Origin of the sequence: Mesorhizobium sp. M0848 (assembly GCF_040319805.1) — a bacterium.
Taxonomy (GTDB): Bacteria; Pseudomonadota; Alphaproteobacteria; order Rhizobiales; family Rhizobiaceae; genus Mesorhizobium.
The window spans coordinates 30500-50576 of the sequence record NZ_JAMYOM010000033.1; the positions used below are offsets into that span (position 1 = coordinate 30500).

Sequence of the window (20077 nt, forward strand, 5' to 3'; positions counted from 1 at the left end):
ATCGGAAAGCCTGCGCAAGTCAATTTCGAAGCGTAATCGACTTCACCTTCAAGCCGTGGAATGTGCTATCTAATGGCCATGGAACCAGCTGTCGCGTCCGACCCGTTTGTCGCTTCTTTGCCTGTCTTCGCAAAGTTCGAAAGCGTTGCCGATATCGATAACTATCGGCCCCTCCCCGATGGCTGGGCGCTGGCCACTGCCGACATTGTCGGCTCGACCAAGGCGATCGAGGCGGGGCGCTATAAAACCGTCAATATGGCCGGCGCAAGCGTCATTTCGGCGCTGCTCAATGCGCTGGGTCGGCAAGATCTCCCCTTTGTCTTCGGCGGCGACGGCGCACTCGTGGCGTTTCCCGGCTCGGCGCTGGAGATCGCCCGCAACGCGCTGGCGGCCGTCCAAAGATGGGTGGCGGACGAACTGGGCCTGACCTTGCGCGCCGCGATCGTGCCGATAGGGGACATAAGGGCGCAGGGCCTCGACGTTCGCGTGGCGAGGTTCCAGGCCTCCGAAGCGGCCTTCTATGCCATGTTCGCCGGCGGTGGCGGCAGTTGGGCGGAAGCTGAGATGAAAGCGGGGCGCTACCGCATCGATCCTGCGCCGGTCGGCGCGCGGCCGGATCTGACCGGCCTTTCCTGCCGTTGGAACCCGATCGAAGCACGGCATGGCGAAATCGTCTCGATCATAGCCACACCGGGGGCGTCGCGCGACTTGCGCGGGTTTCAGTTTCTGGCTTCCGACATCATCGCCCTCGCCGGCAGGCAGGAGCGCAATGGCCACCCGGTGCCGGTGGACGGCCCGGGCTACAGTCTGCTGCCCGCCGGCCTGGATGTCGAGGCGCGGGCGATGGCCACGGCAGGATGGCGGTGGCGGTCGAAGCTGTGGATCGTGTTCCTGATGACGCTTACGGCTGTAACCGATCGATTTGGCTGGACGATTGGCCGTTTCGATCCGAAGGTCTACAAACGCGAGGTGGCCAGCAATTCGGATTTCCGAAAGTTCGACGACGGCTTGAAGATGACCATCGACGTTGACGCGGATGTGCTGCATCGGATCCAAGACCGGCTGAAGCAGGCGGAAGAGGCGGGCATCTGCAATTATGGCCTGCACCGCCAGAAGTCGGCCTTGATGACCTGCCTCGTCATCTCGCCGCTGCAGCGCGATCATGTTCATTTCATCGATGGCGCCGCCGGCGGCTACGCGATGGCTGCCGCAAGCCTGAAGGCGAAGGCGCCGGTCTGCTGACTGCTTGTTTCCGCAATATGCCCTCACTCATGGTTCTTGGCACCGGTGAGCCGCGCCATGGGAGCGGGTAGCCTGTCCGAATTGACGGGAAAGCAGATTTTTGGACGCCTAACGATCAACATATGACCGTCTTCTGAACCGGATTTCGAGGTGCGTCGCGCAAGTCGGCGTGATCGGACCGAGCTATGTCGGGTTGCCGCTGTCGGTTGCGATCGCACGCGCCGGGTTCCCGGTTTCCGGCTTCGACATCGAAGCCCGGAAGGTCGATGCCTGAGCCAACGGCCAATCCTAATTGAGGCAGTGACGTCGACAGCCGTGCCGGCCGGGCGGTTCCGCACCACTGCGGATTTGCCGAACTAGCCGTCTGCGATGCCATCATAATCTGCGTTCCGACACCGCTGACGAAACACCGGGAGCCGGAGAGGATCCCCGAAGGATTCGATGCTGTCGTCGTGGCAACCTACCACGACGCGATCGACTATCAGGCGATCGCTGATCACGCTCCTCTGGTCGTCGACACACGCAATGATTTTGGCCGCCTCGGGCTGGTCCAAGAGACAGTGGTGGTGAAGGCCCGACGATGTCTGAGACGGCGAATTCTTTGCCCGATGTCAGGATCGAGATTGCACTCCGCCGGAAGCCTCGCCACATAGGGTTCCAGGTGATAGATGCTGTTTACGCCTGCTTCCTTCCTGCAAGGAGTTATTTAGGAAATTCTTCGCCGGCTTTCGTCGCCGAAGCCGGCTTCACTGCCTTCACTTGTGTGGCGGATCAAAGGAGATGGCTCGTCTTCGACGGGTTTGAGATAGCATGAGCACAGCGCAAGCAGAAGTTTCCACCATTCTCATGGATAAAGTTGCCGACTGGCTGAGCCAATCGGCGCTGGCGGGCAACGACCTGGAAACATTGGTAAAGGGCTTTTGTGAACGGTTGGCTGCTGCCGGCCTGCCGCTGAAGCGGGTGCATTTGAGCTTTTCGATGCTTCATCCGCTCTATGACGCGCTTGGTTTTACCTGGCTTCGCGGCCAGGGCCTGGAAGTGGAAGGCTTCCGCAGTGAGAACGGCGTTCATTCCGACAGATTCCTGACCAGCCCATACTACCATCTGCTCAGCAACAAGCTCGACCACCTGCGGCGCCGGCTTGACCCGTCGGTGCGGTCGGAGTTTCCTGTTTTCGACGACCTCAGGCGTATGGGCGTCACCGATTACATGGCATTCGTGCATCCCTTCAACGGCGATACCAGCCAGGGCATGATGGGGTCGTGGTCGACCGACAGTGCGTCTGGCTTCAGCGACGGCATGATTTCGGCGCTATTGCGGATCCAGAACTATCTCGCTATCGCCACCAAGATGGCGGTGCTCACCAAGCTCGCCGACAACATGATGACCACTTATCTTGGCGGCGACGCCGGCAGACGTGTGCTGGACGGCCAGATCAAGCGCGGCGAGGGTGACACAATCCGGGCCGCACTGGTCATGGGCGATATGCGGGGGTCGACAAGGCTTGCCGAAACCTCCGGTCGCGAAATCTACATCGATACGCTGAACCAGTTTTTCGATGCCATCGCTGCACCTTTCAATCGCAAAGGCGGGCAGATCATGAGTTTCCTGGGGGATGGCTTCATCGCCGTCTACCCCTGCGAAAGGCATCGCTCGCAGTCCGAGATCGCCTGCCAGGCTGCTCTTGCGGCAGCGCACAAGGCCAGCGCGCGCATGATGGAGCTCAATCTGCGCAGAAAGGAGCAGGGGTTGGGCGACATAAAGTTTGGTATCGGCCTGCATGTCGGCAATGTGATGTTCGGCAACGTCGGACTTACCGACCGGCTGACATTCTCTGTCTTCGGCTCGGCTGTAAACGAGGTCCAGCGTCTCCAGACCCTGACCAAGAAATATCCGCACAGCGTTCTCGCCAGCAAGGACTTCGCCAGCTATTGCGGCGACAACAGTTGGCTGACGCTCGGCACGGAGGAACTGGCGGGTATCAAGCAGAAGCTGACGGTGCTTTCACCCGATTTGTCGGGTGCTCTCGCGCTCGATGAAGACGCTGCGCCGATTCAGGACCGGATATCGGACGCCGAGCAGGTCATGCTGCTTCATCGCGATGCCGCGCGGTTGTCGGCAAGCGACCGGAGGAAGCTCCAGTAACCGACACGATCCGGTCCGAAAGCCTTGGTGTGCAGCCCGGTCGCCGGTTCCGTCGCGGAATTCGATTCGAATCCAAGTTGCTCTAGGCTGGCAATACGCTAGTCTCGCTTTTTGGGTCTGCCGCCCGGCAGACTGCCAGAGTGGGGCTGGTGTGAGGATGAATTCGGGCATTGATCTGCTGCGGATCGAGGATCTTGGCATCTCTTTTGCCATGATCGGGGGACCGTTGCATGCCGTCAGACGCGCAAATCTCCGCGTCCTGCCCGGCAAGGTTACCGCGCTTGTGGGCGAGTCCGGTTCCGGAAAATCGGTTCTCAGCCAGGCAGTGATGGGCATTTTGCCGAATACGGCCCACGTTCGCGGCCGTATCCTGTTTTCTGATCCTGAAAAGCCTGGCACGACGCAAGACATCCTGCAGATGCAGCGTGACGGAACCGAAATCCGGGCGTTGAGAGGCAGCCGCATCGGCAAAATCTTTCAGGAGCCAATGACATCGCTCTCGCCGCTGCACACGATCGGCAACCAGGTCAGCGAATCCTTGCAGATTCATACGCCTATGGCTCGGGCGGAGCGCAAGGCGCGGACCGAGGAAATGCTCGGCCTTGTCGGCTTCCCCAATCCCAAGCGCGCCTACGACATGTATCCATTTGAACTTTCGGGAGGATTGCGGCAACGCGCCATGATCGCCATGGCGCTTATCTGCCGGCCTGCTTTGTTGATCGCCGACGAGCCGACGACGGCGTTGGACGTCACCATCCAGGCGCAAATCCTGCAATTGCTGCGCGGGCTTCAGACCAAGCTGAACATGGCGATGCTGCTGATCACGCACGACCTCGGCGTGGTCGCCAATGTCGCCGACGAGGTGGTGGTCATGTACCATGGCGAGATCATGGAAATGGGGCCTGTCGAGGCGATATTCCGCCGGCCGGGCCACCCTTACCTGAAGGGCCTAATGGCAGCCGTTCCGCATTTCGACCTGAAGCCCGGTGAAAGGCTAAAGGCGCTCCGCGAGGTGCCGGTGAATGTCGGGAACCTGCTCGGCAAGCAGACTGCCCCGGCATCGAAGGGGCCAGACGACATCCTGCTGTCGGTAAGGGATCTGACCAAGACCTTCACCATCCGCAAGTCAGGATGGTTCAGCGGGGGTCATCAATCCTCTGTTCGCGCCGTGGACGGCGTGAGCTTCGACATCAGGCGGGGTGAGTGTCTGGGTCTGGTCGGCGAAAGCGGCTGTGGCAAAACAACCGTCAGCAAGATCCTCATGCGGGCCATTACCCCCAGCGGCGGTTCTGTGATCTTCAACGGCCGCGATGGACCGACCGACGTCCTGGGCGCAGAGGGAGATGCCCTGCGCATATTGCGCGCGAAAATCCAGATGGTCTTCCAGGACCCGGTTTCGTCGCTTTCACCTCGCATGACGGTGGAGAACATCTTGAGCGAGCCGCTGGAGATCCATGAGCGTGGCAATGCGGCGTCCCGACTCGCCACGGTCAAGAGCCTGATGCAGGCAATCGGGCTCGATCCGCGCTTCATCAAGCGTTATCCGCACAGTTTCTCCGGCGGGCAGCGTCAGCGCATCGGCATCGCGCGCGCATTGGCGCTGGGGCCTGAACTCCTGATCTGCGACGAGCCGGTTTCGGCGCTCGATGTCTCTGTCCAGGCGCAGATCCTGAATCTTCTGAAGGACCTGCAAAAAGAACTGGGCCTGACCTACCTGTTCATATCCCACAATCTGGCGGTGGTGGACTACATGGCAGACCGCATCGCGGTGATGTGCGGCGGGCGTATCGTCGAGCTTGCGCCGCGCGAAATTCTGCTCAGGAAACCAATCCACCCCTACACGCGCTCCCTGGTCGCCGCGGTACCTTTCCCCGATCTCGACCGGCCGATGGATTTCAAGACGCTGAAGCTCGGCGGCGCTTCTGACACCAGCGCATGGGGACCACAATTCCGCGAAGAAGGCGACGAGGATGTCCTGGCGCCGCTCGATCTTGGCGGCGGCCACCTCGTGCTGGCCCGACGTTCGGCCGATGTCAGCGAGTTACGCCATTGATCAGCCGTCGCACCGTCCTTGGCGTGATGGCTTCGGCACTCCTGCCGGGCACGTCGCGCGCTGGCGACCTGGAGCCGGAATTTCTTCGGCCGCAGCTGACGGCCAGGGCGCTGCCAGCACTCACCGAGCGCCTGCCCAAGAGCCCGCGCGCCTTGAATCTCGCCACGATGGGCCGGCAGCCGGGCCAATATGGCGGCACGCTGCGTACGATCATCGGCAGCCAGAAAGATATCCGGATGATGACGATTTACGGATATTCTCGCCTGGTCGGCTACGACGAAAAGCTTAGCTTGCAGGCCGACATTCTCGAAAATTTCGACGTCGCGGATGATCGCATCTTCACGTTCAAGATACGGGAAGGACACAAATGGTCCGACGGCAGCCTGCTGACGCCGGAGGATTTTCGCTATTGTTGGGAAGATGTCTGGCTGAACGATGAGCTTTCGCAAGGCGGGCTCGCCCCGACCCTGATGGCGGACGGCAAGCCGCCACGCTTCGAGATCGTCGATCCGTTGACGGTGCGCTATAGTTGGGATGCGCCCAATCCCGACTTCCTGCCCAAGCTCGCTGCCGCTTCGCCGATATCGCTTGTTCTGCCATCCGCCTATCTCAAGCAGTTCCACAAGAAATATCAGGATCCATTCCGGCTCGCCGGCCTGATGAAGGAGAACCGGACCCAGAAATGGACGCTCCTGCATATCCGTATGTCGCGGCAATATCGCCCGGAGAACCCGGAACTGCCGACGCTCGACCCCTGGCAGAACCGAACCAAGCCGCCGGCCGAGCAATTCATCTTCGAGCGCAACCCCTTCTTTCATCGGACAGACGAGAACGGCCGGCAACTGCCCTATGTTGACCGAATCATCATGAATGTCAGCTCATCGGCGATCATCTCCGCGAAGACCGGGGCGGGCGAGAGCGACCTGCAATGCATGGGAATTGACTTCAGCGATTACTCCTTCCTGAAGGACGCGGAGAAGCGCTATCCGGTGAAGATGCACCTGTGGAAACGCACACAGGGTTCTCGGCTGGCGCTGCTGCCGAATCTGAATTGTGCCGACCAGGTGTGGCGTGGCCTTCTGCGTGACGTGCGCGTGCGCCGCGCACTTTCGCTCGCCGTGGACAGGCGCGAGATCAATATGGCCGTGTTCTACGGATTGGCGCAGGAAAGCGCCGATACGGTTTTGTCCGAGAGCCCGCTCTACCGGCCGGAATTCGCTAAAGCTTGGGTTGCCCATGATCCCGACCAGGCCAACGCGCTGCTCGACGAGGTCGGGCTTCTGGCACGTGACGATGACGGCCTGCGGATACTTCCCGATGGACGCTCTGCCCAGATCATCGTGGAAACCGCCGGCGAAAGCACGCTGGAAACCGACGCGCTCGAACTCATCACCGATCACTGGCGAAAGATCGGCATCGCCCTGTTCATCCGGACTTCGCAGCGCGACATCTTCCGCAGCCGCGCGCTTGGCGGCCAGATCATGATGTCGATGTGGTCGGGCATCGACAATGGCGTGCCGACCGCCGACATGAACCCGAGTCAGTTGGCCCCCACAATCGACGATCAGCTGCAATGGCCGCTCTGGGGTGCTCACTACTTGTCTCATGGCAAGATGGGCGAGGCGCCCGATCTTCCTGCAGTGATCGAGTTAATGGTTTTGCTCAAGCGCTGGAACGCATCGACCGAAGCGACAGAGCGCGCCGAAATCTGGAATTCGATGCTGTCGATCTACACCGATCAGGTGTTTTCGATCGGGACCGTGAACGGAACGCATCAGCCGATTCTGGTGTCCTCACGGCTGCGCAATCTGCCTGACAAGGCGCTCTTCGGCTACGATCCGACCGCCTATTTCGGTGTCTACATGCCGGATACATTCTGGCTTGGAGAGTCCTGAGCGTGCTTCGATATATTGTCTGGCGCATTACTGTGATGGTTCCAACGCTGCTGGTGATATCAGCGCTGGTGTTCACGATCATCGAACTTCCCCCCGGCGACTATTTCGACAGCTATGTCGCCGAGCTTCGGGCACAGGGCGAAGGGGTGGATTCCGATCGCATCGAGATGATGCGCAAGGAATATGGTTTCGACAAGCCGCCGATCATTCGTTACTTCTATTGGGTCGGCGGGATGCTGCACGGCGATTTCGGCTATTCCTTCGAGTATGAGTTGCCGGTTCGCGACGTCGTCGGGGACCGAATGTGGCTGACTGTGCTGGTTTCCTTCGTCACGATCATCTTCACTTGGCTCATCGCCTTTCCGATCGGCATGTACTCCGCGACGCATCAATACAGTTGGGGCGATTACGGCCTAACCTTTTTTGGCCTCCTAGGCCTTGCCATTCCGAACTTCATGCTGGCGCTGATCCTGATGTATTTCGCCAACATCTGGTTCGGCACGTCCATCGGCCATCTCATGGACCCGCAATATCTCAGCGAGCCGATGAGCTGGGCCAAGGCGAAGTCGATACTCTCCCATCTCTGGATCCCGGTCTTGATCATCGGCACCGGCGGCACGGCAAGCATGATCCGGCGGCTGCGCGCCAATCTGCTCGATGAGCTACACAAGCAATATGTGGTGACCGCGCGCGCCAAAGGTCTTCATCCGTTCAGGGCGCTGGTCAAATATCCGCTGCGCATGGCGCTCAATTTCTTTATTTCCGACATCGGCTCCATCCTGCCGGCCATCATCTCCGGCGCCGAAATCACCGCGATCGTGCTGTCTTTGGAAACGACCGGGCCAATGCTGATCAAGGCGCTGCAAAGCCAGGACATGTATCTGGCGGGGTCGTTCCTGATGTTCCTCGCCTTCCTGACGGTTATCGGCGTCCTGATTTCCGACCTGGCGCTGGCGCTGCTGGATCCACGAATTCGTTTGCAGGGCGGCAGCACCAAATGAAAACGGATTCGCCGCTCCCCGCTCCGAGTGCTCCACTAGAACACTATGTTTCCAGCGCGCCCTTTGACCTGCAGTCGGTCGAGGCGATGACGGTGGAGCAGTCGAAGGTCTTTCAGGCGTCGCAGTTGCGGCTGATGTGGTGGAAATTCCGCTTGCACCGGCTCGCCCTTGTATCCGGCATATTCCTGGTAGTGCTTTATTTCGGGATATTAATCTGCGAGTTCCTGGCGCCCTACAACCTGCACACGCGCAACATGGACTACATCTATTCGCCGCCGCAGCAGGTGCACCTGTTCCACAACGGCCAGTTCGTCGGGCCGTTCGTCTATGGCCGCCAGATGACGCTGGACATGGACACGCTCAAGCGGAACTACATCGACAACCAGGACGATGTTCAGCGGCTCCGTTTCTTCTGCAAGGCCGATCGTTACCGGTTCTGGGGCCTGATCGAAGGTGACAGGCATTTTGTCTGCGCTGCCGAAAACGGTCAGCTTTTCCTGGCGGGCACCGACCGGCTGGGGCGCGACGTGCTCTCGCGCATGATCTATGGCGCACGCATTTCACTGACAATCGGCCTCGTCGGCATCAGTTTCAGCTTCCTGCTGGGCATCGTCATCGGCGGACTGGCCGGTTATCACGGCGGTATCTTCGACCTGATCGTTCAACGAATAATCGAAGTTCTGCAATCGATTCCCAGCATTCCGCTATGGTTGGCCCTGGCGGCGATCATGCCGATAACCTGGAGCCCAATCCTGATCTATTTCGGCATCACCGTCATCCTCGGAGTGCTCGACTGGACCGGACTGGCGCGGGCCGTGCGTTCAAAGCTTCTGGCCTTGCGCGAGGAAGATTACGTTCTCGCCGCGCAGTTGATGGGCGCCGGAAGCAGCCGCATCATTAGGCGGCATCTCATTCCCGGCTTCATGTCGCATCTGATCGCGACGGCGACGCTCTCGATTCCTGGCATGATCCTGGGCGAGACGGCGCTGAGCTTCCTCGGGCTCGGCCTGAGGGCGCCGATAACCAGCTGGGGAATCCTGCTCACCGAGGCGCGCAGCGTCAGCGTGATCGCGTTCTATCCATGGCTTCTCCTGCCGATGCTCCCCGTCATTCTCGTCATCATGGCGTTTAACTTCCTCGGTGACGGCTTGCGGGACGCCGCAGATCCCTACAAGTGAGGTCGTTATTTTGCCGCGCGCCGTGCCGCCTATTCCACCCGGTATGATCCTTGCCGGCTGCCTGTACGGTTGTTGCAGTGTTCATCGTCCGCCTCTATATGTTCCGACACGTGATCGAGTTTGGCACTACGCCTTCGGGATACACCCGTGAACAGTTCGTGTCGGAGGCATTGCCGATCTTGAGCTGGTTCAGGACACACAAAGCATATGAGTCGCCTTGAGAATTTCATCAGCAGGATGACCGCACAGCGCGACATTCTCGACCAAGTCTGCGTCGAGGTGGCGAAGATGGAGGGGCTTGTGCTCGAGCTCGGCCTCGGCAACGGACGGACGTTCCACCATCTGCGCGAGCGCCTGCCCGGGCGCCGGATCGTGGTGTTCGACCGCGAAGTCGGTGCACATGCCAGCTCAATTCCCGAAGCCGAAAACCTCGTGCTCGGCGAAATACGCGAGACGGCCCGCAAGTTCATTGGCATCGAAGCCGCCCTTGTTCATGCCGACATCGGCACCGGCTATGACGATCGCGATGCAGTGACTGCTACCTGGCTTCCCGATCTGATTGCGAGCCTGCTTCGCGTCGGCGGCTTCGCGGTCAGTGGCACGCCGCTCGATCACCCGCTGCTGCAACGCCTCCCGGCGCCGACTTCAGAGCCCGCCGATCGTTATTTCCTCTGCAAGCGCGTGTGAGCGGCCGAGAGCCCTCATCTTTTCACGCAAACGATGCTCTACCGCAATTCCAAGGGAAAGTGCTAGGCGCTTTTCCCGAAAACCGTTTACACTTCCTTGGAATTGCTCTGGACGGCCCAATTGCTCAGGGGATTGTATACACCGCTATCTCCCGCTCGATGCCGCGCAGCGAGACTTCGTGAAGCACGGGCGTCAGAGCGTTCCTGCGCAACAGATCGGCGGTGAGATTGTCGTCGACCACTGCACGGGTGGCGAAGATAGCCTGTGCGTTGGCCAGGTTCTGGACCCGTGAAGCAATGTTGACCGTCTGGCCGAAATAGTCCTGTCGCTCGTTCATGGACACGGCGATGCAGGGGCCGGCATGGACACCGATCTTGAGCAGCAGATCCTCGCGCCCGCTTCTGTCATTGAGCGCACGCATGGCATCACGCATCCTGAGGGCCGCAGCCATCGCGCGATCAGGCGTCGCGAATGTCGCCATCACCGCATCACCGATGGTCTTCACCACCGCGCCTGCCTCCGCCGCGACGATCTCGTGCAGAACCTGGAAATGCACGTGCACGAGATCGAAGGCTGAAAGGTCGCCCACCCGCTCGTAAAGCGCGGTCGATCCGCGCAGGTCGGTGAACAGGAAGGTGAGGCTGGTGATCTTCAGGCGCTGGTTGATGTCGAGCGTATCCGTACGATAGAGGTCGCGGAACGTCTGGTTGGTGAGCAGGCGCTTGGCGGTCAGAAAAGGCCGGCGTTTGCCCAGGAGATTATGCAATGCCTCGCCGGCGATGAAGACTGCCGGCAGCACGCGGGTGTCGGTCCTGTTTTCCAGCGAAATACGCAGCGGACCGGGTAGCATTTCCAGTGTCTGGTTCTGGACATGGTCGCGGTCGAAAGCCAAAGACAGGCTTCGCCGCTCTTTTGTTGGTTTGCCCTTCGCGTCGATGAACTGCGCTGAATGGGTGACCGGCTCGAAGACGATGATGAATTCGGGCGGAAGCTGTATAAGCAGGACGGCCTTTTCACCCGGCGCCAGCTCGATATCCTCCAGCGAGAACGCTCCTATGTTTTTCGCCAGATCCTCTTCCGGCAGATCGACGCCGGATCCCCAGTAAATCTGGCGAAAATATTCCACCAACGGCAGTTCGTGTGGATTGTGGGCGGCAATCCTGCGCACGCGAGGGCTGACGGTGAATGTCACCTCGACCATCTCATCAAGGGTCGGCGAATAGCCTTCGGAGCATAGCGCGCAGGTGTATTCGTCCTTCTGCAGGGTTTTCAGCGTAGCGTTGGTGTCGAGCACGCCGCCACAGCCGGGGCACAGAACATTCCATGAAATGTCGAAGATGCCCACCCGCGCCGCATGGAGGAAGGCGCTTATGGCGCGTTCCTCGTCGAGGCCATGCTTGCTGGCGAAAGCCGGCACATTGATGCGGCAAAGTTCATAATCCTTGCCTTCCGCGATGGTCCGCCGGATCGCGTCGATTGCCTGGAGATCGACATCGGTTGATTGCCGCAAAAGCGAGAACAGATCCTGAATTTCGGTCATCGTGCAGGCTCCGGAAAATGCGCCCCCTAGGTGGTTCACCGGAACCGGTCTTTGTTCCGAGCGCTCCATCTTACTTCGAAACGGATCGTACGGCCATTCGAATGGCAAAGCCCGCGCGACGGTTCAATTTCCGTCGGGATTTTCACCGATCGCAAGCGGCACTATGGTGAGTCCATGGGGTATTCATCTTTGGGACTTTCTCCCGCGCCGACACCCGGCAACCCGCCATTTCCCGCGGCCCTGCGGCTTTTCTCGGCGGGGGTCATCATCGTCCTGATCGTCGGCGCCGGCCTGTTTTTCGCGCCTGCGCTGGTCAAGCCGCGCTGGCCCTGGGCCGTCACGCCGTTCAATGCCCGCTTCCTCGGCGGCTTCTACACCGCCGAAATGGTCGTGATGGCGGCGCTGCTGGTCTGGAACCGCTGGTCGCCAGGCAGGCTCGTGCTTGTCATGGCCTTCATCTTCACCGTCATCGTGTCGGCGGCTTCGTTCTTCAGTCTCGGCTATTTCAACTTCGAGCGCAAAGCGCCCTGGCTCTGGTTCTTGGTCTATCTTGCTTCGGTCGCGGTATCCGGATCGTTCCTTTGGCGGGCCAGGGGCCGTCCTTCCGCAAAGGGCGTGACCTTAAACTCTGCATGGCGCGGCTACATGTCGATGGAAATGGTGATCCTCGGGCTCTATGGCGTCGGTCTGTTGCTGTTTCCCCTGACATTCGGCGGCTTCTGGCCGTGGCCGATCGACGCCTTCCACGCTCAGGTCTACAGCGCCATCTTCCTCGCCGGAGCGGGCGGCACATATCTCGTCAGGAAAAGCGCGCCGCGCGAAGAGCTGCTGGTGCTCGGTCTGGCGCAGTTTCTGGTCGGCTTGTTTGCCATCCTTGGCCTTGTCATCACCGAGGCCGCAGTGCACCGGATCGACTGGACGGCGACGGGAACATTGTGCTGGCTCGCCCTTTTCGGCTGGATCGGAATCAGCGGCATCTTCAAACTCTACGCCGTCTCCTGGTACTTCAGCGCGCAATCGGCATCATAGGATGATGAGATGGCTGGATTTTCAGATGATGTCCGGTGCATCGTGCCGGGCCCATTGCCTTTGCCGGGAAAGCCATGACCAGCACGACCTCGCCATTCCCAAAGAAAATCCAGCCGCAACTCCGGGCCATTCGGCCAAGCGATGCGGAGGCGCTTTGCGCCATCTTCAACATGCCGGGCTTCCGCTGGGGCACGCTCAGGATGCCATTCGAGATGGTGGAGCAGGTAGAACGGCGTATCGCCAAGTCCGGCCAGGAAACCACCTGGATCGTTGCCGAGCTGGACGGCAAGGTCGTCGGCCATGGCAGCCTGGTCGTGCAGGGTTCGCCGCGCCGTTCGCACATCGGTGAGATCAATATCGGCCTTGACGATGGCTTTGTCGGCAAGGGTATCGGCTCTGCCATACTTGGCGCGCTGCTTGACGTGGCCGACAACTGGCGCGCCCTGAAGCGAGTCGAATTGACCGTCTATGCCGACAATGAACCGGCCATCCGCCTCTACACAAGCCACGGCTTCGAGGTCGAAGGCCGGCATGTGAAGGCCGGCTTTACCGAAGGGCGGTATCACGACCTTCTGAGCATGGCCCGGCTGCGGTTCTGATGACCACGGACTTTGATCCGACCCTTAAGGCTCCGGTGGATGTTCTGGCAGTGCTATCACTGCTCTGCCCGGAAGTCGTGCGTGACATCGAGCAGAACTGGAATGCACCGGTTTCCGAATACGCCCGCCATCTGTGGCGGCCGGTGGCAAGGCCTGCATCGAGTCCGGCGATCGCTGCCCGTTCGATCCTGCTTGATATACTGCATCAGCGCCTTGATTTGATCATGCAGCCTGAAGAGGTCGGCAAGGCCCTTGAAGAATTCGACCACAGACCGGTGATTCAGTCCGGCCTCCACTGCCTGCTTCTGATGGACCGGATCACCTTCGATGCCCTCCTGTTTGCCTGGCTCGGCGCGGTCGAAAACGGGCTGTCGGCCTTCGTCGGCTTCATGGGAACGACGATGACCATGGAGACAATTGGCCGGGAGGGGCCGGGATGGCTCGATGTCGGCGACGACAAGGTCAACTTGTTTGGCATGGGGCGCCACAAACTATGCCGCAAAAGCGCCTGCGCGGCCGGCCCGGTCACCCTCAACAAGCGGGCGCTCGAAGCGGTGGGCGACGAAACGGATGCCAGCCGCTGGCTGGGCACACTGCTCGCCAGCCAGGACAAGGTGTTTGGAACCGCCGCCGATGCACTGACAGAACTCAACGAGGATCTGGTCGCCGATTGGGATCGTTCCGGCATGGCTCGGCCGGTGTTCATCGATGACCGGCTCGCGGCTTCCGTCGTGGCGCGGCATCTGGACCATGACAGCAGCCTTCTTTCCAAGCTGCTCCTTGAGCCCGCAAGGCGTCAGCGTCTCGAACGTACCCTGCAAGAGACCGAATCGAGCCCATTTGGCAGATTCCTGCCCAATGCCACGGCCTATTTCTGGGGCATTCGCAAGGAGCGCGTGCGCAAGCTCGTCCTCGAGAACGGGCACCTGATCGAGCCTGAAAGGCCGAATGGTCTTTCCATCCCGTTCGAGCGGGCGCATCTCAAGCAGGCGCTGCTGGACGGCGTGCTGCTGCCGAACTTGTTCCTGACGTTCCTCGTTCTTGCCATATTGCCGCGCGTGCGGGTCGTGGGCGGCCTGAGGCAGATCGGTTATGTAGCGCTTTTCCATTCGATCCTGCTGGCCGCGCTGGATGAAACCGCGCCGGAAGAGCGCGGTCTGGCTGCCGAGTTGCAGGTTCGGGAAAATGCCTGGGGCACCCGGGTCATCGATGAAAAAATGTCGGTCCGCGAACAGGTTGCCGGCCTGCCGGCAGGGAGGCTGTTTCCTGACCTGCTCGGGCACTACCGTTCGCACACCTTTGCCGAGACGACCGACGACCTGAAACTGGTTCGTGAAAACGCCCGATGGCGCAAGATAGGCCGAGCCTTTGGCGTCTGATCCGGGCCGCATGCCCTCATTTGTCATTGCACTATTCCGGCCTTGCGGAGCCCGTCGACCGTGAGTTCGATATCGGCAGGGTTCTTGTAAGGCAAGACTTTGCGACGGTATTCCAGCGAATAGTCAGGATTGACGCGAGCAGTTCCTGCCATGCCGCCACGCGTGGGGAAAACGGCCCAGATGGCCGTAACTGTCGTTGCGAGCCAGCCCCAAGTCGCCCAATGAGGGTCACTAGTTGGGTCAAATCTTTGCGTTGATCATTTGCGGCTTGAGATGCAGTGCGCTCCAGGATCGTCAACCGGAAATCAGGCTGGGAGCCGCCACATTCGTACACGACCTGCACCACGCAATTCCGTTTCCTCAAGTGGGTCGCAAGCAAATTTTGGCCCAAGCAGTTGGCGCGTTGCATCGGAGATACGGATTTCACCGGGCTCCGCGGACGTTTGAATACGTGAGGCGAGATTAACGGTCTCGCCCCACAGGTCATAGGCGAACCGCCTTTTGCCTATGACGCCAGCGACGATCGGTCCCGAGTGAATTCCAATTCTCAGCCTTATCGGTTCTCCTGCGAAGAGTTCGCGCTTGACCGCCTTGCGCAGTTCAACTGCATAGTGCGTGAGGGCTCGTGCATGATCGGATCGCGCGGTGGGCAGGCCAGCGACCACCATGACACAATCGCCGATAGTCTTGATCTTTTCGCAGCCGTGTCGTTCCGAGAGCCTATCCGCCGCCTTGAAGAAGTAATTCAAGATAGCGAGCGTAGTCACCGCTCCGACGCTGCGCGCTCTTTCGGTAAAACCGACGATGTCGGCAAAAAGCACACTCACCTCCGCGTGGTTGTCGGCAATTTTCTTTTGCGCTTTCAACCGCTCCGCGATCGACGCCGGAAGAATGTTGAGGAGCAGGGATTCCGCGCGCTGGTATTCACGCGACAATCCCTCCTGACTCTTCCTCAACGCCTCATTGGCCGAATGTAACTTCTCGTTGAGTTGGCGCTCCCTCTCTTGCAGAAGAGTCATTTCATAAGCCTTCTGTTGAAGCCGCTGCTTGTTGTCGCGTTCGGCAGTGGCATCAAGAAAGAGCAGCCACACGCAGTCATCATCAGCAAAAAGATGAAGGTCCGCGACACGCCCGCTGGGCAGTTCGACCATAGGCATATGAAATGGAAGCTCCGGGCAAGGCAGCAAACCTTCCATGAATTCAAGCTGGTCGGCTACAGGCTTACCGATGCGAAGGCATGAGAGCCCGTAATGTTCAACGTTACCGCCCTTCGCCGCTGTCCGCAGCTGGGCGTCAATTTTCACATACGCAATAGCACGCTCGTTGTAGAAGAAATCGTAAATCCAGCTTCCGACCTCTCTTGGCAATCTTTGCATGGTCTATTTGGTGACCATCGAAGCGAGTTTAAGAAACGCATCATCGACATGCTCACCCGAGAGCGCACTTGTCAGATAGACTTGCCATCCGCGTTGCCTCAGTTCGTCAATTTCTCTATCTGGTATTACCCACCGATCGGCCAGATCTGATTTGTTGAAAAGCAGTACGAACGGCATAGCACCGAATTCAGCCTCGACCCGCTCGCGCAGCGTGAGTGCAGCGGTAAGGGTAGCGGCGCGGGTTCCATCGACGACAAGCACGAGGCCTGTCGCACCTCGCACATGGCTGACGCGGAATGAGCCGATATCATCTTCGCCGGCCAAATCCCATAAAATCAGATCCACTGTTTTGTCCGGGAGTGCGACACTCTTTTTGTCGATTTTCACTCCCACCGTGGTCAAGTAGGTCTCTGAAAAGATGCTTTTCACAAACCTGCGAACCAGGCTCGTCTTTCCAACAGAGAACCCGCCCAACATACAGATCTTTTTTTGCAACATCTTGGGCTCCCACCTAGTCCAAGTTTACCGTAACGGAAACCCGGCGATTGGTGGAGCTACCAGCCTGACTATTTTCAGGCACCGCCGGTTCAAAGGTGCCCGCGCCCCGAACCAGCAGCAGTTCCGGGGCGACGCCGCGCTTGTTGAGAAGCGCACGAACTGTCTCGGCACGGGCGGCGCTGATCGACGCGTTGGCCGTCTCACGGCCCGTGGTGTCCGAATGGCCGGTCAACATGAACCGCGCAGTTACGCCTGACTTGCGGGCATTTTGGGCGAATTCCTTTATTTGATCCGCCAATCTGTCGAGAACCGGCGTCTGCTCTGGTCCCGGCACAACTTTGCCGGAAGAGAAGAAAATGTCGGTCGTCTGGATAGACTCTCTCAAATGATTGAGCTCTGCAAGGTCCAGCTCACGCAGTTGCGAGACATCCAGAACCACTCCGTCCGCCGAAAGTTGTTCAGCGGCGGCCTGCGCCCGGTCGATCCAGGCGGCAGGAGCCTCGCCCACGACAACGATGCGACCCTGGATGATCGAAAGTCGGACCGATTTCGGCGGCGTCAGCGACGCCGTCAGCCGCTTCACCACAAACTTCGGATCAAGGCTCTGGTAGAATTGCCACTGTGAATGAACGCGGGCAGGATCGACCTCCGTTCCGGACAGCAGAGCTTGCGGGTCGGCGGCAAGCGGGTCTCGCAGGCCGGAAATATAGAAATGTCCACCCCTGGTCGATTGTTGGGCGACGACAATTCCCGGTTGGGCCTCAAGTCGCGACACATAATACTGCCAGTGCTCCGCCGCGCGTGCTTCGGGGCTCACATCACGAACCTTGGAAATGTCGAATTCCGGTCCACCTGCCGAAAGCTGTCGGGCCGCTGCGCGCGCCCGATCTATCCAGGTGTCGGGAGCCTCGCCCTCGGCAATGATGCGATTATTGACGATCGAAAGTCGTACTGTATCCGGTGGATACAGCGACGCCGTCAGCCGTTTCAACACGAACTCCGGCTCAAGGCTCTGATAAAATTGCCATTGTGAATGAACCCGGGCGGGATCGACCTGCGTTCCAGACAACAGCGACTGCGGGTCGTCGGCAAGCGGGTCTCTCAGGCCGGCAATATAGAATCGGCCATCGCGTATTTTTTGTTGTGCAACGATGATGCCCGGCTGGGCCTCCAGTCGCGACACGTAGGCCTGCCAGCGCTTCGCCTCGAGTACTTCGGGGCTTACGTCACGAACCTTGGAGATGTCGAATTCCGGTCCGCCTGCCGAAAGCTGTCGGGCCGCTGCACGCGCCCGATCTATCCAGGTGTCGGGAGCCTCACCCTCGGCAACGATGCGCTCATTGTCGATTGATAGTCGTACTGAATCCGGCGGAGCCAGCGACGCCTTCAGCCGCTTCAGCACGAACTCCGGTTGAAGGCTCTGATAGAATTGCCACTGCGAATGAACCCGGGCGGGATCGACCTGCGTTCCAGACAACAGCGACTGTGGGTCGGCGGCAAGCGGGTCTCTTAGGCCGGCAATATAGAATTGGCCGTCGCGCGCCTGTTGTTCGGCAACGATGATGCCCGGCTGGGCCTCCAGTCGCGACACGTAGGCCTGCCAGCGCGACACATAAGCCTGCCAGCGCTGCCCGGATTGCCAGGAAAGAAAGAACCAACCGCCTGCCAGAATCAAAAACAGCAGGGCCACGGCGGCCACCAGCCACGGAAATCCCTCGTTTGATTCCTCCTGCTTCTGCTCCACGCAGGTCCGCAATTGCGCCTCTACCCCGGCCAACTGCGAACTGTCGCCGTCAAACTCTACTAAAGCCTGTGAGCATTCCTCATGGATGCGAAGCAATACATCGCGAACTATTTCATGCAATTCCTCTGGCGGATTTCCCCGGATCACCGAAACCAGGGTCGCAAACGGTCCAACTTCCGACCAGAGACGAAGGTCGCCAAAACGGATAGTGTCCAGGCCGCTCTGCTCTCTCTCGTTGAATGAATCTTTCACAAAATCTTGAATTGCACTAAGCATCGACGAAATCAGCTGGGGATCTTCGCTCGTCGCATTGTCGGCAGCTACATGCGCTATCAAAAGCCCGGAATTACGATTAATGAGAAAGGCATGCTCTACACGATAGATAAGAGAATGCTTTAGGACAACTTCCGAGAAGCTCGCACCTGTCCTCCAAGCTTCAAATCTCCACTTGAGCCCATGCCAGGTAAATATATGTCTTAAAGTTTCATTCAGTGACTGAAATGTCTGGTCGATCTTTTCCCCGATCGACTTGCGGATTGCCGGCAGAAACACCGGGTATAATATATCCGTCAGCGTGCGCGGGCTCTTCTGGATTGACCGTTGCACAGCCCGTTCGACAGCTGGCGCAAGCGCCTCGCCGAGCTGCGCATGAGTCGCTCGCGCGACCGCAATGGGAAGAACATCGCCCACCGCTGCCGCAAGCTGCTCGGGTTCGTCCAGCAGATGCGTAACTCGTGAAAGCTCCGAAATTTCGCGGCTGACCAGCAACTGGCGCAGCGTTTCCATGCGAGGATCGGCGGTTGGAACTCCGTCGAAACGCGCACGATAGTCCGGATCAACGTTCCGGGCAATTTCGACCAAAAGACGAGCCAGAGCCTCGCGATCAATTTCTGTATCGTTCGAGGCTGTTCTTTGTGGAAGACTGATTGGGTCGACGGTTGACGTCAAGGTCCCATCAACTCACTTTCCAGCTACGATCCGAGTTGCCCTTGCTGCCGACGGGATCCTGATTCAGACATTTCGCAACCTCTACAAACAGGCCAGCCAAAAGATTTCGGTCGGTCTTAACGTTGCTGAGATCGGCAAACATTTTCTCTATCAGCATCTGAACGCCTTCATTCTTCTGCTTAATTTCCTCACGCAACAAATGATCGTTTCGATTTATCCGGTCCGAAACGTCCCGCTCAAGCGCGCTCAATTGATCCGACAACGCACGCACCTGCTTTTCAAGTGCCTGGTTTTGCTCGCGAAGATTCCGGTCAATCTCCTTGTCGGCATCGGCTCGTGAGTCTTTTTCGTTCCGCAATTGCGCCGCGAGCGAATCGATCTGCTTCTTTGCATTTGACTCGTACATCTCAAGATTGCGCTTGGCTTCGGATTCGACATCCTTGAAGCGCTGCAACACCCGTTCTTCAAGCTTGGAAAAACGGCGGTCATAGTCCTGCATCTGGTTGCCGAACAGCAGATCGCGTATCTTGTCGACACCTACGGCGTCGCCGGCGCCCCCGTTTTCGCGAACCTGGGCCGCCATGAAGTTCAGCCCGCTTCCGTCTGCATTACCGATCAAATTTGCGTCCGCCTTGTTTGCGGAGGAAACGGCACTCGAAGTACTCGAAGATTCCTTGGCCATCCTTATACCCCTCTATTTGAACCACCTGCCACAGTGCAGAGACCCATAAACAGGTGAAGATGCCAGCAAAATCCGCGACCT

At 59.2% G+C, this 20077-nt stretch carries 16 protein-coding genes; 11 read left to right on the forward strand and 5 right to left on the reverse strand.

What is annotated here, in order from left to right:
- Positions 1–60 precede the first annotated feature (60 nt).
- The 8 genes from NKH95_RS29070 to NKH95_RS29105 all read left to right on the forward strand — a co-directional run bounded on the left by NKH95_RS29070 (position 61) and on the right by NKH95_RS29105 (position 10201).
- Entirely contained in the window at positions 61–1242 is a 1182-nt protein-coding gene (locus tag NKH95_RS29070) for a DUF3095 domain-containing protein (protein ID WP_352442504.1), read from the forward strand.
- A gap of 169 nt (positions 1243–1411) precedes the next feature.
- Positions 1412–1516, forward strand: coding sequence for a hypothetical protein (locus NKH95_RS29075; protein ID WP_023809549.1), 105 nt, complete (start codon positions 1412–1414; stop codon positions 1514–1516).
- A 536-nt stretch (positions 1517–2052) separates the two neighbouring features.
- Positions 2053–3387: an adenylate/guanylate cyclase domain-containing protein gene (locus NKH95_RS29080; protein WP_352442503.1), complete on the forward strand. Its 1335-nt coding sequence runs from the start codon at positions 2053–2055 to the stop codon at positions 3385–3387.
- Positions 3388–3544: 157 nt separating this feature from the next.
- A complete protein-coding gene (locus tag NKH95_RS29085) occupies positions 3545–5440 on the forward strand; it encodes an ABC transporter ATP-binding protein (protein WP_023809553.1) in 1896 nt (631 codons plus the stop codon).
- On the forward strand, positions 5437–7335 hold the full coding sequence (locus tag NKH95_RS29090; protein WP_023809554.1) for an ABC transporter substrate-binding protein: 1899 nt from the start codon (positions 5437–5439) through the stop codon (positions 7333–7335). The genes NKH95_RS29085 and NKH95_RS29090 overlap by 4 nt, the downstream gene beginning before the upstream one ends.
- 2 nt (positions 7336–7337) lie before the next feature.
- On the forward strand, positions 7338–8336 hold the full coding sequence (locus NKH95_RS29095; RefSeq protein WP_023809555.1) for an ABC transporter permease: 999 nt from the start codon (positions 7338–7340) through the stop codon (positions 8334–8336).
- Positions 8333–9514, forward strand: a complete 1182-nt coding sequence (locus tag NKH95_RS29100) for an ABC transporter permease (protein ID WP_031212616.1) — start codon at positions 8333–8335, stop codon at positions 9512–9514. Before NKH95_RS29095 ends, NKH95_RS29100 begins: the two co-directional genes overlap by 4 nt.
- A 207-nt stretch (positions 9515–9721) precedes the next feature.
- Positions 9722–10201, forward strand: a complete 480-nt coding sequence (locus NKH95_RS29105) for a class I SAM-dependent methyltransferase (RefSeq protein ID WP_023809557.1) — start codon at positions 9722–9724, stop codon at positions 10199–10201.
- A 124-nt stretch (positions 10202–10325) separates the two neighbouring features.
- On the opposite strand, the gene NKH95_RS29110 is transcribed toward NKH95_RS29105, so the two are convergent.
- Positions 10326–11741: an adenylate/guanylate cyclase domain-containing protein gene (locus NKH95_RS29110; protein ID WP_023809558.1), complete on the reverse strand. Its 1416-nt coding sequence runs from the start codon at positions 11739–11741 to the stop codon at positions 10326–10328.
- 189 nt (positions 11742–11930) lie between these two features.
- Here NKH95_RS29110 and NKH95_RS29115 point away from each other — a divergent pair, with 189 nt between their 5' ends.
- The 3 genes from NKH95_RS29115 to NKH95_RS29125 all read left to right on the forward strand — a co-directional run bounded on the left by NKH95_RS29115 (position 11931) and on the right by NKH95_RS29125 (position 14748).
- A complete protein-coding gene (locus tag NKH95_RS29115) occupies positions 11931–12770 on the forward strand; it encodes a hypothetical protein (protein WP_023809559.1) in 840 nt (279 codons plus the stop codon).
- A 74-nt stretch (positions 12771–12844) separates the two neighbouring features.
- Positions 12845–13369, forward strand: a complete 525-nt coding sequence (locus NKH95_RS29120) for a GNAT family N-acetyltransferase (RefSeq protein ID WP_023809560.1) — start codon at positions 12845–12847, stop codon at positions 13367–13369.
- Positions 13369–14748 carry a hypothetical protein gene (locus tag NKH95_RS29125; RefSeq protein ID WP_352894020.1) on the forward strand — a complete coding sequence of 460 codons (1380 nt, stop codon included), beginning with the start codon at positions 13369–13371 and terminating at the stop codon, positions 14746–14748. Before NKH95_RS29120 ends, NKH95_RS29125 begins: the two co-directional genes overlap by 1 nt.
- A gap of 305 nt (positions 14749–15053) precedes the next feature.
- Here the strand turns inward: NKH95_RS29125 and NKH95_RS29130 are convergent, their stop codons facing one another.
- Genes NKH95_RS29130 through NKH95_RS29145 form a run of 4 tightly spaced genes read right to left on the reverse strand, consistent with a single transcriptional unit; the run spans position 15054 to position 19996 of the window.
- On the reverse strand, positions 15054–16124 hold the full coding sequence (locus NKH95_RS29130) for an adenylate/guanylate cyclase domain-containing protein (RefSeq protein WP_023809563.1): 1071 nt from the start codon (positions 16122–16124) through the stop codon (positions 15054–15056).
- Positions 16125–16127: 3 nt separating this feature from the next.
- A complete protein-coding gene (locus tag NKH95_RS29135) occupies positions 16128–16622 on the reverse strand; it encodes a Rab family GTPase (protein WP_023809564.1) in 495 nt (164 codons plus the stop codon).
- Positions 16623–16635: 13 nt separating this feature from the next.
- Positions 16636–19314: an OmpA family protein gene (locus NKH95_RS29140; protein WP_352442500.1), complete on the reverse strand. Its 2679-nt coding sequence runs from the start codon at positions 19312–19314 to the stop codon at positions 16636–16638.
- A gap of 7 nt (positions 19315–19321) precedes the next feature.
- Complete coding sequence (locus NKH95_RS29145; RefSeq protein WP_031212622.1) at positions 19322–19996, reverse strand: coiled-coil domain-containing protein; 675 nt, start codon at positions 19994–19996, stop codon at positions 19322–19324.
- Positions 19997–20077: the final 81 nt, after the last annotated feature.

Bases quoted from the DNA above. Each gene is read 5' to 3' on its own strand.
- NKH95_RS29070 (WP_352442504.1), top strand. From the start codon at position 61: ATGTGCTATCTAATGGCCATGGAACCAGCTGTCGCGTCCGACCCGTTT.
- NKH95_RS29080 (WP_352442503.1), top strand. From the start codon at position 2,053: ATGAGCACAGCGCAAGCAGAAGTTTCCACCATTCTCATGGATAAAGTT.
- NKH95_RS29085 (WP_023809553.1), top strand. From the start codon at position 3,545: ATGAATTCGGGCATTGATCTGCTGCGGATCGAGGATCTTGGCATCTCT.
- NKH95_RS29100 (WP_031212616.1), top strand. From the start codon at position 8,333: ATGAAAACGGATTCGCCGCTCCCCGCTCCGAGTGCTCCACTAGAACAC.
- NKH95_RS29105 (WP_023809557.1), top strand. From the start codon at position 9,722: ATGAGTCGCCTTGAGAATTTCATCAGCAGGATGACCGCACAGCGCGAC.
- NKH95_RS29110 (WP_023809558.1), bottom strand. From the start codon at position 11,741: ATGACCGAAATTCAGGATCTGTTCTCGCTTTTGCGGCAATCAACCGAT.
- NKH95_RS29120 (WP_023809560.1), top strand. From the start codon at position 12,845: ATGACCAGCACGACCTCGCCATTCCCAAAGAAAATCCAGCCGCAACTC.
- NKH95_RS29125 (WP_352894020.1), top strand. From the start codon at position 13,369: ATGACCACGGACTTTGATCCGACCCTTAAGGCTCCGGTGGATGTTCTG.
- NKH95_RS29130 (WP_023809563.1), bottom strand. From the start codon at position 16,124: ATGCAAAGATTGCCAAGAGAGGTCGGAAGCTGGATTTACGATTTCTTC.
- NKH95_RS29135 (WP_023809564.1), bottom strand. From the start codon at position 16,622: ATGTTGCAAAAAAAGATCTGTATGTTGGGCGGGTTCTCTGTTGGAAAG.
- NKH95_RS29145 (WP_031212622.1), bottom strand. From the start codon at position 19,996: ATGGCCAAGGAATCTTCGAGTACTTCGAGTGCCGTTTCCTCCGCAAAC.